This window comes from Bradyrhizobium sp. AZCC 1578 (assembly GCF_036924675.1).
Taxonomy (GTDB): domain Bacteria; phylum Pseudomonadota; class Alphaproteobacteria; order Rhizobiales; family Xanthobacteraceae; genus Bradyrhizobium.
In genome coordinates, this window is the sequence record NZ_JAZHRZ010000001.1 from 6,510,600 (window position 1) to 6,526,640 (window position 16,041).

The 16,041-nt window shown below is 63.9% G+C and carries 17 protein-coding genes; 7 read left to right on the forward strand and 10 right to left on the reverse strand.

Annotated elements, in window-relative coordinates:
* The first annotated feature begins 47 nt into the window (after positions 1-47).
* Positions 48-593, forward strand: a complete 546-nt coding sequence (locus tag V1290_RS30960; protein WP_334367881.1) for a sigma-70 family RNA polymerase sigma factor — start codon at positions 48-50, stop codon at positions 591-593.
* Positions 594-595: 2 nt separating this feature from the next.
* On the forward strand, positions 596-1,234 hold the full coding sequence (locus V1290_RS30965) for a DUF1109 domain-containing protein (RefSeq protein WP_334367882.1): 639 nt from the start codon (positions 596-598) through the stop codon (positions 1,232-1,234).
* A 14-nt stretch (positions 1,235-1,248) separates the two neighbouring features.
* On the opposite strand, the gene V1290_RS30970 is transcribed toward V1290_RS30965, so the two are convergent.
* A complete protein-coding gene (locus tag V1290_RS30970) occupies positions 1,249-2,358 on the reverse strand; it encodes a DUF2336 domain-containing protein (RefSeq protein WP_334367883.1) in 1,110 nt (369 codons plus the stop codon).
* Between the two features lie 62 nt (positions 2,359-2,420).
* Positions 2,421-3,569, reverse strand: coding sequence for a GGDEF domain-containing protein (locus V1290_RS30975; protein WP_334367884.1), 1,149 nt, complete (start codon positions 3,567-3,569; stop codon positions 2,421-2,423).
* 417 nt (positions 3,570-3,986) lie between these two features.
* On the opposite strand from V1290_RS30975, the gene V1290_RS30980 reads away from it, so the two are divergent.
* Both V1290_RS30980 and V1290_RS30985 read left to right on the forward strand, forming a co-directional pair.
* Entirely contained in the window at positions 3,987-4,556 is a 570-nt protein-coding gene (locus V1290_RS30980) for a sigma-70 family RNA polymerase sigma factor (RefSeq protein ID WP_334367885.1), read from the forward strand.
* On the forward strand, positions 4,553-5,263 hold the full coding sequence (locus tag V1290_RS30985) for a hypothetical protein (protein WP_334367886.1): 711 nt from the start codon (positions 4,553-4,555) through the stop codon (positions 5,261-5,263). The genes V1290_RS30980 and V1290_RS30985 overlap by 4 nt, the downstream gene beginning before the upstream one ends.
* A 35-nt stretch (positions 5,264-5,298) precedes the next feature.
* Here the strand turns inward: V1290_RS30985 and V1290_RS30990 are convergent, their stop codons facing one another.
* Positions 5,299-5,556, reverse strand: coding sequence for a hypothetical protein (locus V1290_RS30990; protein WP_334369297.1), 258 nt, complete (start codon positions 5,554-5,556; stop codon positions 5,299-5,301).
* Between V1290_RS30990 and V1290_RS30995 the strand changes: the two genes are divergently transcribed.
* A complete protein-coding gene (locus V1290_RS30995) occupies positions 5,555-7,021 on the forward strand; it encodes a S8 family serine peptidase (protein WP_442895026.1) in 1,467 nt (488 codons plus the stop codon). The genes V1290_RS30990 and V1290_RS30995 overlap by 2 nt on opposite strands.
* A 545-nt stretch (positions 7,022-7,566) precedes the next feature.
* Entirely contained in the window at positions 7,567-8,106 is a 540-nt protein-coding gene (locus V1290_RS31000; RefSeq protein WP_334367887.1) for a TIGR03809 family protein, read from the forward strand.
* Positions 8,107-8,126: 20 nt separating this feature from the next.
* Here V1290_RS31000 and V1290_RS31005 read toward each other — a convergent pair whose 3' ends face one another.
* From V1290_RS31005 to V1290_RS31030, 6 genes are all read right to left on the reverse strand, one after another.
* A complete protein-coding gene (locus V1290_RS31005) occupies positions 8,127-9,497 on the reverse strand; it encodes a TIGR03808 family TAT-translocated repetitive protein (protein ID WP_334367888.1) in 1,371 nt (456 codons plus the stop codon).
* Between the two features lie 312 nt (positions 9,498-9,809).
* Positions 9,810-10,454 carry a pyroglutamyl-peptidase I gene (locus tag V1290_RS31010; protein WP_334367889.1) on the reverse strand — a complete coding sequence of 215 codons (645 nt, stop codon included), beginning with the start codon at positions 10,452-10,454 and terminating at the stop codon, positions 9,810-9,812.
* The gene (gene meaB, locus V1290_RS31015; RefSeq protein ID WP_334367890.1) at positions 10,451-11,443 is read right to left on the reverse strand and encodes a methylmalonyl Co-A mutase-associated GTPase MeaB; all 993 of its coding nucleotides are present in this window, start codon (positions 11,441-11,443) and stop codon (positions 10,451-10,453) included. The genes V1290_RS31010 and meaB overlap by 4 nt, the downstream gene beginning before the upstream one ends.
* Positions 11,444-11,491: 48 nt before the next feature.
* Complete coding sequence (locus V1290_RS31020; protein ID WP_334367891.1) at positions 11,492-13,003, reverse strand: tripartite tricarboxylate transporter permease; 1,512 nt, start codon at positions 13,001-13,003, stop codon at positions 11,492-11,494.
* Between the two features lie 3 nt (positions 13,004-13,006).
* Positions 13,007-13,492 (reverse strand): tripartite tricarboxylate transporter TctB family protein, encoded by a 486-nt coding sequence (locus V1290_RS31025; RefSeq protein WP_028348941.1) that lies wholly within the window; start codon positions 13,490-13,492, stop codon positions 13,007-13,009.
* 42 nt (positions 13,493-13,534) lie between these two features.
* A complete protein-coding gene (locus V1290_RS31030) occupies positions 13,535-14,530 on the reverse strand; it encodes a tripartite tricarboxylate transporter substrate binding protein (protein ID WP_334367892.1) in 996 nt (331 codons plus the stop codon).
* Positions 14,531-14,752: 222 nt separating this feature from the next.
* Between V1290_RS31030 and V1290_RS31035 the strand changes: the two genes are divergently transcribed.
* Positions 14,753-15,223: an SRPBCC family protein gene (locus V1290_RS31035; protein WP_334367893.1), complete on the forward strand. Its 471-nt coding sequence runs from the start codon at positions 14,753-14,755 to the stop codon at positions 15,221-15,223.
* A 7-nt stretch (positions 15,224-15,230) separates the two neighbouring features.
* Here V1290_RS31035 and V1290_RS31040 read toward each other — a convergent pair whose 3' ends face one another.
* On the reverse strand, positions 15,231-15,992 hold the full coding sequence (locus V1290_RS31040) for a DUF3298 and DUF4163 domain-containing protein (RefSeq protein ID WP_334369230.1): 762 nt from the start codon (positions 15,990-15,992) through the stop codon (positions 15,231-15,233).
* Positions 15,993-16,041 lie beyond the last annotated feature (49 nt).

Here is a 16,041-nt window from a genome sequence, read left to right on the forward strand (position 1 = left end):
GACGTAACAAATTGAAAGATCGACCGAATTGCAGGGTAGGAGCGCGGGTGCGCGAACGGGATGACGAATGGACCGGCCTGATGCGGTCGGCCATTGCAGGCGATAGCTCAGCGTATCATCGCCTGCTCAAGGCCGTCACGCCCGTGCTCCGGGCCGCGGCGCGCCGCGGTCTGGCGCGGGCAGGGCAACCGGTCGATCAATCCGAGGACATCGTGCAGGACATTTTGCTGGCGGTCCATCTGAAGCGGCATACCTGGGATGTCACCGCCCCATTTGCCCCATGGCTGTTCGCGATCGCCCGCAACAAGCTGATCGATGCGCTGCGCCGCCGCGGCCGGCGCATTTTCGTCGATATTGACGATTTCGCCGAGACGCTGCCGGGCGAAGCGCCGGCCGAAACGGCTTCGCCGAGCGAGGTCGCTGCCCAGCTCCAGACGCTGCCGGCGCGGCAGCGCGAGGTGCTGCAGTCGATCGCGGTCGACAGCGCCTCGATCAAGGATACGGCCGCGAAATTTTCGATGAGCGAGGGCGCGGTGCGGGTGGCGCTGCACCGGGGGCTGACCAGCTTGACGGCGAAGTTGCGGGAAAATTGAGCATGGATACCGATCAGCTCATTCGAACGTTGGCGGCCGACAACGCGCACCGCGCGCGCCCGGTCGGCTTCGCGCTGATGCTGGCGCTCTTGGCCGCAGCACCGGTTTCGCTGTTGATGTTCTTCACCGAACTCGGCGTCAGGCCCGACGTGATGGCTGCAATGCGCAATCCGTTCTTCGACCTGAAGTTCGCGGTCACGCTGGCGCTCGCGATCTCGGCAATTGCCGTCAGCCTGCATCTGTCGCGACCCGAAGCATCGCTGCGGGGATTTGGTTGGCTGCTGCTGGCGCCGGTGGGAATTTTGACCGCTGGGATCGGCGGCGAAATGATAATGCCGCAACGGCTGCCGATGATGACGCGGCTGGTCGGCAAGAATTCGTGGGTCTGTCTGACGGCGATCCCGCTGATGTCGTTGCCGATCCTGGCCGGCGCGCTGCTCGGATTGCGTCACGGTGCCCCGTCGCGGCCTGCATTGGCGGGCGCCATCGCCGGACTATTGTCGGCGGGATTGGCGGCGACGCTCTATGCCTCGCATTGCACGGATGATTCACCGCTGTTCGTCGCGACCTGGTACACGATCGCGACCGCGCTGGTGACTGCGATCGGCGCGCTCGCCGGAGCGAAGCTGCTGAAATACTGAAGCAGGGTACGAACTTACGCCGGTACGTTCTGCTGCATGCGATGGAAGCGCAGCACCTGCTGTGCCGTCGAAGGTCGCAACCGTTCATAGGTGTCCTTGCAGGCGGCAAGATCCGTCGGCTCCGCGCCGGACAGTTCGTCGCGCATCCTGATGATGGTCTTGACCGTCGACCATGACAGCCCTGCGACCTTCGCCAAAATCATCACGCCTTCGGCCCGGCTTTCGATCATCATGTTCTCGGCGATTGCGACCGGCACGTTGGCAAGCGCCGCAATCGAGGCGTTGGCCTCGTCGAATTTCCCGGCATCGGCAAACGACGCCACTTCGGATTCGTCGAGCCGGCCGTCCTCGTACAGGGACTTGACCAGCGCGTGCGCAATCTCAGTGTCCTTGGTGATATCAGAGGTCGCGGAGCGCGCGCGCCGCGTTGCCTCCTTGACCACGTTCGGCACCTCGGCCGCCTGCTGGGGATTGGCGGCCTCCAGCCGCTGCCGCACCGTATCGGAGGCCTTGGCGAGCAGTTTCAGGTAGAGATGCCGCGGCACGGACGGACGCATGCCGATGCAGGCGGTGAGATCGTCGTCGCCTTCGGCGCGGCTGACGAGGCGGGTAAAGCCGCGCTCGGTGAATTCCGCGCCGGGATTGTTGACGGTCGACTGGATCACCTGATCGTTGCCGCGCTGGACCAGGACCTCGGTAACCGCGCCGCTCAGCGTCTTGCGGGTCGAGATCGCCATCAAATGCGCCTGGCTCTTGCTGCGCGCATTCTCGATCAAGGTCTTGTCGTCGAGCCGCATCGATTGCGACAGCACAGGACCCGCCACCTCGATGACGTCGTCGAATGCAAGCGCGCGGATGGTGAGCGGCGGGGCAGTGTCGATCGGGGCGAGACGGTTGGCCAGCAGCATCTTGGCCGAGGTTTCGATGTGGCCGATCAGGCACTGGAAGACGTCGTCGAATAGCCCGACCTGCTCGTCCGAATAATCCACCGCGCCGTTGATGAAGAGATCGGTCACCCGGCGGAGCGTCTCTACCCGGCGAGCGACGGTTCCGTGCGCAAGCGTGGACTGCAGCTCGTCGAGCAGGTTTCCGGGGGAAGGAGAGGTGGCGGTCTTCGAAATCATGACTCTGTCCTGGAGCAAAAAGCGGCGGAGCTTCTTCGCCGCCGGAGCTGAAATATGTCGGATCAGGCGCTGGTAATCCGGTTACGTCCTTGCGCCTTGGCTGCATAAAGCGCGCTATCGGCGCGCGCGAGAAATGTGTCTGATGTTTCGTTCGGGTTCAGCGTTGCAACGCCTGCCGACATCGTCACCTTCATGCCGTGCGAGAATGCGCTCCAGTCGAGATCGGCAATAATGGCGCGCAACCGGTCGAGTGCGTGCATGGCTTGGTCGATGTCCATGTCGGGCAGCACCAGCAGGAATTCCTCGCCGCCATATCGGCCGAACCGGTCGATGCTGCGGATGTTGGCAAACATGGTGATCGAGAATGTCCGCAGCACCTCGTCGCCGGTCGGGTGACCGTAGGCGTCGTTGATGCGCTTGAACCAGTCGAGGTCGATCAGCGCGATCGAGCAGGGCGATCCGCTGCGGCTCGCGCGGGCAATCTCCTCCTCCAGCATCCGCATGATGCTGCGACGGTTGGACGACCCGGTCAGTTCGTCGAGTTCGGCAAGCTCCTCGATCCGCTTGTACGCCGCCTTCAGTTCGAAGCTGCGGTCGTAGAGCATCTTGCGCATGGTAGAGCCATACAGTCCCACGAAGGCGCATTGTCCGATGGTGAGGACAAAGGAAAGCATGGCCGCAACGCGTTCGGTCTGGGTGGTAATCGGCAGGCCGATCGGGGTGCTGGCAAACAGGAAGATCGGCGCTAGGCCTACGATGGTGAGGGTCCAGGTGATGATCGCCTGCCGGGACGTCATTCGCAGCGCGCCGAATCCAAAGATGAGGAATACGACGCTCAGGAAGGCAAATCCGATCTGTGGCGCGGCCAGCAGAAAACAGAGCTGGAGCGCGACGTGGCCGGCGACCTGGAAGATCGTGAGATAATGGTCCTCGAACCGGTCGTTGAAGTGGGCTTCCGACAACACGACAAAGACCGACACCAATCCGATGCCGGAAAGGAAATAGGTCGATGGAATGATGATCGGGACGGTGCCGGCGTAGCAATAGACCAGCAGGACCGAGGTGATGAGCAAATAGCTGACGCCTTGCACGGCCAGCATCTGGCGGCGCTGGCCGGCCCGGCGCGTCAATACTTCCAGCGGCAGGCGGGCGACGCGCGCGGTCGCATTGTGGGAGCCTTGCTCCTGAAGCAATGATGCCGCGCTGCTCATGTCCCGCCGCTGTTGGTGATGCCGGACGAAACTTTAGGGAATAAAGCCTTTAGGTTTGGTATCTTTTGAGGTCGATCGGCTCCGTTAAAACCCTGCCATTGCACTGATTTCGCAACGGAAATCTGCCGAATTCCGATAGTGCGGAACCTGCCTGCGCGGGAACCCCAGGGGGCGTCACGTGGATGCTGCCCTGCCGGCGAAGCCTTGCTAAGGTCGGGCTCGCGTTTCAGGAAAGTGTTTCCGTAATATGGTACCAATTCTGGGGTTTAGCTCCTTTCTGGCGGCAAAATGGCCTGGCACTGGCCATCTGTGGGGTAGATCACACATGCGATCCGGGCATTGCCGTAATGTGAAGAATCTCACTCTTCGCATCGAACCGCCGGCCACCCCCGTCAGACCAATCTTGCGAGACGGCCATTGAGCGCGACACAGGCGGCTTCAGACGAAATTCTGATCGCTCGGATCGCCCAAGGCGACCGGCTCGCCATGCAGGTGCTTTACGGAAGGCACCATGTCAGGGTGTTCCGTTTCGGGCTTCGGCTCGTAAGGGACGAACAGGTCGCGGAAGATCTCATCAGCGAGGTTTTTCTCGATGTGTGGCGTCAGGCTGGCAAGTTCGAAGGCCGATCCGCCGTTACCACCTGGCTCTTGGCGATTACGCGGTTCAAAGCCCTTTCGGCACTTAGGCGCCGCAAGGACGTTGGGCTGGACGAGGAGACCGCGAACGCGATCGAGGATACGTCCGACGATCCGGAAGTGGTGGCGCAGAAGAAGGATACGGGTGAAGCGCTGCGCAAGTGCCTGACGGCACTTTCGCCAGAGCATCGGGAGATCGTCGATCTCGTCTACTACCACGAGAAGTCCGTGGAAGAGGTAGCCGAAATCGTCGGCATTCCGGAGAATACCGTCAAGACGCGCCTGTTTTATGCGCGCAAGAAATTGGCCGAGTTGCTCAAAGCAGCAGGCGTAGAGCGAGGTTGGCCATGATGGCAGCGAGCAAAAAAATGCTGGATCACGAGCCCAGCGAAATAGAGACGCTGTTGCCCTTCCACGCGGCCGGCACCCTGAGCGCGCGCGATGCACGCCGCGTCGAGGAAGCGCTTGCCGGGGATTCCGAGCTTGCCCGGCAGTATGCCGTCATCCGCGAAGAATACGCCGAGACGATCAGCCTCAACGAGAGCCTGGGTGCACCGTCCACGCGCGCCATGCAGAAGCTGTTTGCCGCAATCGACGCGGAGCCTGCGCGTGAGCCCTCGCGCTCGGTGAGCCTGTCCGCGCGGGTATCGGAGTTTTTCGCAAGCCTGTCGCCGCGTACGCTCGCCTGGTCGGCGAGCCTTGGCGCCGTGGCGCTCGTGCTGCAGGCCGGCGTGATCGGCGCCGTACTGATGAAGAACCAGACCGCGTTGTTCGAGACGGCGTCGCTAAGCCTGAACGAGCGGCCATCGGCGCCGATTACGCGCGATCTCGCAGGCAGCGTCGCGCCGCCGCGCGCGCTGGTGCGGTTCGCGCCTGAAGCGCGCATCGCCGACATCACGGCGCTGCTCGACAACTACCAGGCCTCGATCGACGGCGCCAAGGGCGGCATGTTCCGGCTGCAGTTCGGCAACAAGGCGATGAGCAAGGACGAAGTTGCTGGTCTGCTGAGCAGGCTGCAGCGTGAGAAAATCGTCAGCCTGGCGGTGGCAACGCCATAAGGCCGCCTGGGCCGGGCAAGCTGAGGTCCCATGGTTCATGATGGCGTGAGTTGGCGGGCAAGGATCCAGCGTGCGGCATGGGTGTTGTCGACCGCGCTGCTTCCGCTGATCGCTTTCGGACCCTCGGCGGTGCATGCGCAAAGCATCATGCGCACCCCCAGTCTGAACGTCGGCTCGCGGATGCCCACCATCAGTCCGACGGTGACCCCGCGGATCAGTCCGACGGTTGCGGCGCGGCCGGCCATGCGCGCCGATACCGTCGCACGGACGCCGCCGTCCCGGATTGGCACCATGAGTTCGACCCTGCGAGTCCGTCCGGGCGCCGGCGTGCGGTCGACGCTGCCCCATGCGCGGTTTTCGCCCAACCTCTATCCGGCTTGCGCATATGCGCTTCGCGGTCCCGACGGTGAGTGCTTCGATCGTCCGGTGATGTCGGCCGGCGGCGGCAAAGGCACCTCGGCCAAGAAGGGCAAGGGCGGATCGGGCAACAACAACGCACAGGAAGCGGTCAATCTGCGCGCGGTCAAGAACGAACTCGTCGCCGAAATCGACGGCGCGTTATCCACCGCCGAAGCCGACCAACTGGCGCGGCGTCACGGCCTGGAGCGCATCGCGTCTCAAAACTTCCCGTTGCTCGGCGGCACCATCGGTCTGTTCCGCATCGTCGATAACCGGCCCGTGGACACCGTGCGCCGCGAACTCGCGGCCGACGCCAGCGTGCGTTCGGTGCAGCTCAATTTCCGTTACTTGCTGCAGGATCAGAAGAAGGCTTCGACCGCGGGCGATGCCGCGCAATACGCCGTCGCACAGCTTCGGCTGCCACAGGCGCACGCGCTCGTCCGCGGCATGAACGTCACCATTGCGGTGATCGATTCAGGCGTCGACATCAAGCATCCCGAACTCGCCAACTCGGTTGCCGACAGTTTCGATGCGCTCGGAAGCAAGGAAGGTCCGCATGTCCATGGCACGGGCATTGCCGGCGCGATCGTGGCGCATGCCAAGCTGATGGGGAGCGCACCGGAGGCGAGGTTGATCGCGATCCGCGCGTTCGGCGCGGGATCGAAGGGCGCGGAGAGCACGTCCTATGTGATCCTCCGGGGACTGGACTACGCGGCCGAGCACGGCGCGCAGATCGTCAACATGAGCTTTGCCGGTCCGAAGGATCCGCTGATCGAGCGGGGCATCGCCGCTACCGCAGCCCGTGGCATCCTGATGGTGGCTGCGGCCGGCAATGCCGGAGCGAAATCGCCGCCGCTCTATCCGGCCGCCAATCCCAATGTCATCGCGGTGAGTGGCACCGACGCGCAGGAAAGACTGTTTGCGGCATCGAACCGGGGCAACCACATCGCGGTTGCAGCACCGGGCGCGGATATCTTCCTGCCGGCGCCCGATGAAAAATACCAGATCACGTCGGGCACCTCGTTCTCCGCCGCCTATATCAGCGGCGTCGCGGCGCTGATGATGGAGCGCAATCCTTCGTTGAAGCCGGGCGATGTTCGCGCAATTCTGACCGGGACCGCCCGCGATCTCGGCACTCCCGGCCGCGACGATCAGTTTGGGGCAGGTGGGGCCGATGCCTTTGCTGCCGTCACGGCCGCCGGACCGGCGGTTCCGCTTGCCTCGGTTTCCGGCAAGCCTGCGGGGGAGAAAGCGCCGGCGCATGACCCGGCCGCGGATAACACTTCCGTGAGCCGCGCATTGAACGACGCCTCGCCCTCGATGGCGGCGGACAAATCGGCCGCAAACGCCGCAAAATAGCCTGCCGCGCAGCGATTTTCCGACGATCATCCCTGAAGACAAGGTTAAAAAAATCGTCCGGCGTTTTGAACGTCCGGAGAGGGTGTCGCGACTTATCAACGTGGGAGCGGTAATCCCTCCCCATAGGCTGTATTCGGCGCGAGCGCCCATCCACCCCAAGCGCCCATATAGCTTGACCCGTCCGGTTGTCCCCCCGGACGGGTCTTTCATTTTCAGCGCGGGTTTTTGGACGAAGCTACGTTTCGTGCGGCACCGCGACGGCTTGCGGCTGCAAGTTTTCCGACTCGTCTGAACGATGCGCAATTTTCCCGTGCATCTTCTCAACTGAAAGGATCGAGGCTCGCCGCGCAACGCGACCATGCTGCTGTGCGGCTTGACCGCGAAGAGCGGATTAACCCGTATTTGTGCGGGTTTCTTCGATTGCTGCGCGCTCCCGTCGCTTCACGCACTGGACAACGAAAAAGTTTTCCACAGAATATCCCAGTCACATCCCACTGATTCGTCTCGGTTGCGTCTGCGTCCGTCCCCCTCTTACGGGCTGATTTATGGCACATCCTGCAGACGTGGCACGTGGCCGCAACATCGTTGCGCGCTGGTGCAGCCTTGCCGAGCAACGGTTGGAATACCTCACTGAACTGTTCGAGACCGGACGCTGGCGCCGCTTTCACACCGAACGCGAGTTCCTCGAAAACATCCAGGAAGCCAAGGCCGCCGTCGCCACCTGGCGTGACCTGTTGAGCCGCGAAGCCTCGCTCGACAACACGCAGATCGACATGGCCTGGCTCGGCCGCCGTCGAACGACGCCGCTGCTCTTGACGCCGCTGCCGCGCGACGAGGGCTATCGCCCGCCGGTCGTGCAGCTTCAGCCGCAACCGGCTCCGATGGCCGTAACGCCACCGCCGATCGCGGCCGCGCCCCCGCCCGATATCCCTGATGATGTTCTGGTCGCGCTGGAAAGCCAACTCGTCGTGGCGGACGAGGCGCCGTCCGTGCCGGATGTGCTGGCGCTGGAGGAAATGCCATTCCCGGCGATCGATCTCGACGCGATGAAGGAACGCTATCCGGCGTTGCGCAACGCGCTGTAGAGGTGAGCGATGAGGGCGAACTACCGCCGTACCGCGTTGCCTCCCACCACCACCTGCGCGTAACGCTGCGCGCCTTCGGCGGACAGATCGGTCGTGATCGTGCGGGCGTGATCGAGCCCGACCACGGCGCCGCGCGGGGTTTCCGAAATCATGTTGTTGTTGACCAGCGCCATGCCGGCGCCCGGCAACACCGATACGCCGATGCCGACGAAGGCGTTGCGGATGACATTGCCTGATATCGCGACATCGCGGAGATATTTGCCCCACCCGGCGATGATGCCGAACGACGGCGCGTTCTCGATCACATTGCCTGTGACTGTGGAGTCCGCCTCGACATAGATGCCGATCCCGGCGTCGTCGTCGGGTGCAGTGCCGATCGGCCGCTTCGGCAGCAGGTTGCGGATGATGTTGCCTTGGACGACGGCGATGCGTCCGCCTTCGTTGAAATTGCAGACGGAGACGCCGACGGCGGCGCCATCCACCGTGTTGTTGGCGATCACGGCGCCTTCGAACGCAAATTCCGAATAGAGCGCGACCTCGCGGACATTGCTGACGCTGTTGTCGGTGATGTGAATATTAGACGCCGAATTGCCGCGCACGGCCGAATAGTCGCAATTCTTGATGCGGTTGCCCCGCACGATCACATTGCCGGCGCGGAAGGCGTTGATGGCGTTGCCATACTGCCCGGAGCCGCCAGGGCCGGCCTTGATGTCTTCGATGCGGTTGTCGAGGACGAGGGTGCCGTCGTCGCCGATCGCGGTGCGCAGGATTTCGATGCCATTGTCATTGGTATCGGTGATGGTATTGCGCGCCACGATCAGGCCGAGCGCGTCGAAGGATACGACGGCGGTGGTCGCAATTTTCGTGAAGGTATTGCCGGAAATATCGCCCGAGACCTGCTCGAGCCAGATGCCGTTGCCGCCGCTGCCTGATACTTCGCAGTCGGCGATCCGGACGTCGCGACCGCCGAGGCAGTGCACCAAGCCGCGGCGCGTCGGCAGCGGAATGCGACCGCCGTCGAAGGTGATGCCGGTCAGGCCGACGCTGTTGGCGCCTTCGCCCTGCAGCATCGAGGCGCCGCCGGTAAACACGAGCTTGGTCGCGCCGCGGACGCCGACCAGTTGCGTGCCGTTCGAAAGGCGCAGCATGCCGGTGCGATAGACCCCCGGCGGCAGCGCCAGCGGCACTTGCGCGCGTGCCGCCTCGTCGATCGCGCGCTGCAGTTTCACGGTCTGATCGTCCGGGCTGCCGGGGCGGACGCCATATTGCGTGACGTCGCGCCCGAGCGTGGACGTGAGGGGCGCTGCGCGCGCAGCGTCAGGCGACATCGCCAGCGCGCCGGCTGCACCGGCGGCGGACGCTCCAATGAGATGGCGGCGGTTCATGTCCATGGCTGATGACCCTAGCGCGATGCAGGTCGTGGCATTCGCGTTTCATAGGTATCGCGAAAATGCAGTGCAGCATGATGAAGACCGGGAAAGAGGCGGCGATTGTTGGGGGTAGGGTTAATGTTGGGTGCGATAAATTATGCTCGTCGTCCCGGCCAAGCCAACGGGTCGCGCGAATGCGCGCCCGATGACAGGCTCCGCGCGAGCCGGGACCCATACGCCGCGGCCCTTGGAAGGGGCACGAGCGCAGACGGCTTTTCTCACAATTGGCAACGGTGGTTATGGGTCCCTGCGTTCGCAGGGACGACGACGGAGTTAAGCCGCCGTTCTTGCCAGCCGCACCGTTTCCATGAGCATCGCTTCGCCGGCATCGACCAGCTCCTCCAGCGTGATGCGCGGAACACCTTTTCGTCTGGCCGCGCCGCTGCGCGCCAGCGGCGGGATGTGGATGAAGGTGGCAAGGCGGGGGCCGTTACCGGCATCCACGGCTTCAATCGCGCGCCAGCTCAGATAGTTGCAGAGATAGCTTCCGGCGTCGCGCGAGGCGCGGGCATCGAGGCCGGTGTTCTTGGCCACGCGCAGTAGTTTGGCTGTGTGCGGACCGAACCTTTGCGCATCGGCGCCGTCGGCGATCGATCCCTTGCGCGCGCGGGTTTGCGCGGCGTCAGGCCAGAGCATGGTGACGGCATTGCGGGCGCGGGTTTCGATCCGCAGATACGACGTGCGAGAAGCGAGGCCAAACATCAACAGCGCGTGCGGCTGGTGCTTTTGCAGCGCCAGCGGTAATTCGCGGTCGACCGCCTTGTAGGTAACGGGAAAGATGTGGCTGGACAGTTCGACGTCGGTGAAGGCCGGGCGACGCAGCCGCGTCAGACGTGCCACCAGCGACTGCGTGGGATTGTAGGGCGCACCTGGAAACGGGCCGAAGCCGGTGATGAGAATGCGAAGCTTGTCGCTCATCGCATCCACTCCGCGATCTGCTCGGCGGCGACCGCCGGCGTGATGCGGCCGTCGGCGACCTCGGCCTCGGTCTTCTTTACCTTGGCGCGGATCGCGGCATCGGAGCGGAGCCGCGCCATCATGCGCTGCTCCAGCATCGACCACATCCATTTCACCTGCTGTTCGCGCCGCCGGCCTGCGAACTCGCCCGAGGCGTTCATGGCGGTGCGGTGATCCAAAATCTTCTGCCACAGTGTGTCCATGCCTATGCCGGTCAGCGCCGAATAGGTCACGACTGGCGGATGCCAATGCTCCGAGCGCGGGCTCAAAATATGCAGCGCGGAGCGATAGTCGGCCGCCGCCAGATTGGCGCGCTTGACGTTGTCGCCGTCGGCCTTGTTGATCGCGATCATGTCGGCGAGTTCGACCAGACCTTTCTTGATGCCTTGCAGCTCATCGCCGGCGCCGGGCAGCATCAGGGCGAGAAAGAAATCGGTCATGTCACAGACCGCGGTTTCGGATTGGCCGATTCCGACGGTCTCGACCAGCACCACGTCGAAGCCGGCTGCTTCGCACAGCAGCATTGCCTCGCGGGTTTTTACGGCGACGCCGCCGAGCGTACCGGACGAGGGTGAGGGCCGGATGAAGGCGGCTTCGGAATTTGCCAGCCGTGCCATCCGCGTCTTGTCACCGAGGATCGAGCCGCCGGTGCGGGCCGAGGAGGGGTCCACCGCGAGCACCGCGACCTTGTGGCCGCGCTCGATCAGGAACATGCCGAGCGCATCGATGGTGGTGGATTTGCCGACGCCGGGCGAGCCGGTAATGCCGACGCGTACCGCCTTGCCGGTGTCTGATAACAGCGCCTGCACCAGTTCGCGCGCCGCGGCCTGGTGATCGGAACGCCTGCTTTCGATCAGGGTAATCGCACGCGCCAGCGCCGCGCGTTGGCCCGAGCGGAGTTCTTTGGCGAGTTTCCCGACATCGGGGGAAGGATTCTTCGGCAGGGTCATGACTTGGTTTACAACGCCCGCGCCGTGCAGGCGAGGGGGCGCAGTCCTTCAGCGGGCCGACGCGGCTGGGACGGGGCTGCGTTTGAGCTTCCGCCATATCCAGACCAGCACCGGCCAGATCAGCGCGCCGATCGCCATGGCGGCGAGGATCGCGGCGATCGGCCGCTCGAAGAACGGCAGCACGCTGCCGTCGGACTTGATCAGCGAGGTCACAAAACTCTGCTCGATCATGGTGCCCATGACGATGCCGAGCACCATGGCAGCGACCGGATAGCCGTTTTCTTCCATGACATAGCCGATGACGCCGAAGGTTGCGACGATAACGACGCCGAATATGTTGTTGCCGATGGCGAACGAGCCGACGGCGCAGCACAACATGATCACCGGCATCACCGTGGAGCGCGGCGCGCGCAGCACGAGGCTTGCGAGCCGGATCATGATGATGCCGAGCGGGATCATGATGATGTTGGCGATGATGAACATCAGGTAGATCGCATACATGCTCGACGCTTTTTCGGTGAACAGCGTCGGGCCGGGGTTGAGCCCCTTCATGTAAAGCACGCCGATCGCGATGGCCGCGATGGTGTCGCCGGGAATGCCGAACAGCAGCGAGGGCACCCAGCCCGAGGCGATGCTGGCATTGTTGCTGGCGCCGGCTTCGACCAGGCCCTCGACGTGGCCGGTTCCGAATTTCTCCGGTTCCTTCGAAAAGCGTTTGGACATGGCGTAGCTGACCCAGGCGGCCATGTCGGCGCCGGCGCCCGGCAGCACGCCGATGATGATGCCGATGATGTTCCCGCGCGTCATCTGCCAGTTGTACTTTTTGGTGAGCTTCCATTGGCCCGCCAAGATGCTTCCGAACCTGCGCCGCGGGATTGGCGGCGGCTCGGGCGTGAGCATCGCGCGCATGACCTGCGCCACCGCGAATACGCCGACCAGCGCCGGAATCGGTTCGATGCCGCCGAACAGATTGGTCATCCCAAACGTGAAGCGCGGCACGCCGCCGGGGTTTTCGATGCCGATGCAGGCGACGAGCAAGCCGATGAACATGCTGGCGATCGCCTTCACCGGGGAAGACCGCGCGACCAGCGTGGCGCACATCAGGCCGAGGAAAGCGAGCCAGAAATATTCGAAGGTCGAGAACGACAGCGCGATCTCGGCCAGCGGCGGCGCCAGGATCATCAGCGACAGCGTGCCTGCGATGCCGCCCACGGCGGAGAACCAGACACCGGCGCCGAGCGCGAGCTCGGCCTCGCCCTTGCGCGTCATCGCATAGGCTTCGTCTGCGTAAGCCGCCGAGGCGGGCGTGCCGGGAATGCGCAGCAGCGCGCCGGGGATGTCACCGGCGAAGATCGCCATCGTGGATGCGGCGACGATGGTGGCGATTGCGGCGATCGGTGACAGATAGAAGGTGACGGGGACCAGCAGCGCGGTCGCCATGGTCGCGGATAGCCCCGGCAGCGATCCGATGACGAGGCCATAGACCGATGCCGCGAGCATCGCGATGATGACTTCCCAGGTAGAGATGAGCGCAAGCGCTTGGGCGAGGGTGTTGAGCATCGATCACCAGGGCATCGGCAAAACGCCGGGCGGAAGCGGCACGCGCAGCAATTTTGAGAAAATCAGGTGGATGCCGATCGGCGCCAGCAGCGCGAGCGGCAACGCAACCTTCCAGCGGGCGCCGAGCGCCGTCGAGGTCACGTAGACGATCATCGCTGCCGTGAGGATGAAGCCGAGCCGGTCGGCGATAAACACGTAGAACAGCAACAGCGCCGGCGGGAGCAAAGCGCGCAGGCCATAGAGCTTGCCGGTTGGAGGCGGCGGTTGGCCGCCCTCGACCGGAATAAGGTGTTCTTCTTCCTCGAAGCTGCGGCCAATCCCGAACGCGATCGCGAGCCCGCACAGCGCGAGACCGGTGCCAATCACCAGCGGAAAGACGTTGGGCCCGACCGGCTGGCCGGGCACCGGCGGCAACTGCCAGCCGCCATACGCGGCAGCCGCGCCGAGGCCAACGAGAAACAATCCCGTGACGCGATCGGGTAGACGCATGAACTGGCTCCGCGGATATCGGGCGATGTCAGCCGATCAAGATCAGGCCTTGGAGAGACCGGCGGCCTTCATCGCCACGCCCATCTGGGCGTCGCCCTTCTCCATGAATGCGGCGAACTGGGCCGCATCGCCCCACACCGTTCGAAAGCCGCGATTGCTCATAAAGTCCTTGAACTCCTTGGAGTCGTAGACCTTCTTCAGCGACGCGGTGAGTTTCGTCGCCACGTCGGCCGGCAGACCCTTGGGGCCGGCAATGCCGCGCCAGGCGCCGGTCGAATAGTCGATGCCCATGGCTTCCTTCAGCGTTGGCACGTCCGGGAATGCAGGATTGCGGGCTGTAGCCATGACGGCGAGGCTGCGCGCCTTGCCGGCCTCGATGATCGCGCGGGCTTCCGGCACCGAGCAGGTGGTGAGGTCGAGACCGCCGGCAGCCAGATCCTGCATCGCGGGCGCGGCGCCGTTCGACGGCACCCAGGCCACGTGATTGGGGGCAAGTCCCATCGCCTGCATCCAGCCGACCAGTGCGAGATGCCAAATGCCGCCCTGGCCAGTGCCGGAGGCCTTGAACTTGCCGGCAGGGGCGGCCTTGATCGCATCCGCCAGTTCCTTCACGGTCTTGTAGGGCGAGGTGGAACTGACCTGGATGCCGGGCGGATCCTCGTTCATCAACGCCAGCGGCGTGTAGCTCTTGGGCGCCAGTTCAGTGAGCCCCTGCCAGTGCATCATCGAGATTTCCACCGTCAGCATGCCGATGGTGTAGCCGTCGGGCTGTGCGGTCGCGATCGCGGAATGGCCGACCACACCGGAGCCGCCGGTGCGGTTGACCACGTTGAACGGCTGGCCGAGGTCCTTTTCCAACAGCGCCGCGACAATGCGGGCGGTCGCGTCGGTGCCGCCGCCGGCACCCCAGGGCACGATCACGGTCACCGGCCGGGCCGGATAGGCCTGCGCCAAAGCCGGCTTGAAACCGAAGCCTGCGACAGCCGCGGCAGCAACGGATGAAGCCGCGAAGGCGCGGCGCGTGATCTTTTTGGACATTGATGGTTCTCCCTGCGGCGTCCGTGATGCCGGGCGCTCTTGTGATGAGACATTCTAGGCGGCTTTGTGTTGGGGTCGCAAGGCATTGGCGAATGATGGGGGTCGGCGCCGGGTGGCATCTCGCCACATCCGGAAATCGGGTGGCGGGGATCGGGCCACCCGAAATAGGTATCCATCTGCGGCCCCAGTCATCGCGCCGCGATCGCTTACGAAGAGAGAGCCATGACGACAGCCTATTACAGCACCGTGCTGGACCATCCCATGGAAACCGTGTGGGCCCTGATCCGGGATTTCAACAATTATCCGGCGTATATCGAAGGGGTCAGTGAGAGCGTGATCGAGGATGACAAGGGCGGCGACGAAATCGGCGCGGTCAGACGCTTCTGCTATCTCGGCAACTGGATCAGGCAGCAACTCGCCGCTCACTCCGATCAAGCGCATTCGCTGACCTATGCAGGCATCGAGCCGCTGCCGTTTCCGGCCGGGTTGGCGCCGGACGCGACCGGGCCGACGCGCTATGAGGGAACGATGCACCTGCTTCCGGTCGTCGAGGGCAACCGGACCTTCATCGAATGGTCGGTGAAGCTCGACAGCGCGCCGCAGGATGCCGATCGCTGGCAAGCGCTGTTCCAGTCATGGATTCCGGATTGGACGCATTCGCTCGAACGGTCGCTCGCCCGCCTTGCTGCTTGATAATCAATCATTGCGGCCGGTCTTCGTCTTTCTTCGGTCGCGCGCCGCCGAAAATCCTGGCGCCCTCCGGCGTCAGATATGGCTTCAACGTCTCCCAGGGCACGAAGGCGACATACTCGCCTTCGGCATAGGAGCCGACCGCGTAAGGTGCGTAGTAAAAGTTCAGGCCGGAGCTCTTGCCTTCCTCGGTCGATGGCGCCAGTGCGATCGGGCCGATCTTGAGAAGCTTTGGCTCGATGCTTTCGATGGCGCTGACGTCCGTGCCTTCCGCGCCGCGTTTCTTTTTCTCGGTCGTGAGAGAGGCAATGACGCCTTGCCGCATCGCTTTCAGCGTCGGGCCGTTGTCAGCCGTTTCGGTGAAGAACGGACGGATGCTGATGCGTTTGCCCGCTGACTTGTCCCACAGGATGGTGTCGGACGCGCTGTTGGGGTGCGCGCCGCCAGTATATTCGTAATCGGCCCTGACGATGCTGACATAGCGGCCATCGACCACCGAGCGCGTGTCGTATTTCCGTTCATACGACCACGCGTTGCGGAACAGGTCCGGATCCTGCTTGCGTTCCTTGTCGGCATCGGCGCGGCGCGCCGAAGCCCATTTCTTGCCTTCCGCCAGACAATCCGCGGCCAGCGGCGCGTCAGCCTTGATCTTGGCATCGAGTGTGACGCTGACCTCAACCGTTTTGGTCTTGATGGCGAAGTCCGGCTTGGTTTCGGCGGCGAGGGCAACACTCAGCGACGCGGTGCACGCCATTGCACCCGCAAAGCCCATTCTCTGGGCCGCAATGAAGACAGAGTTGCGCAAGGGCGATCCTGTGAAA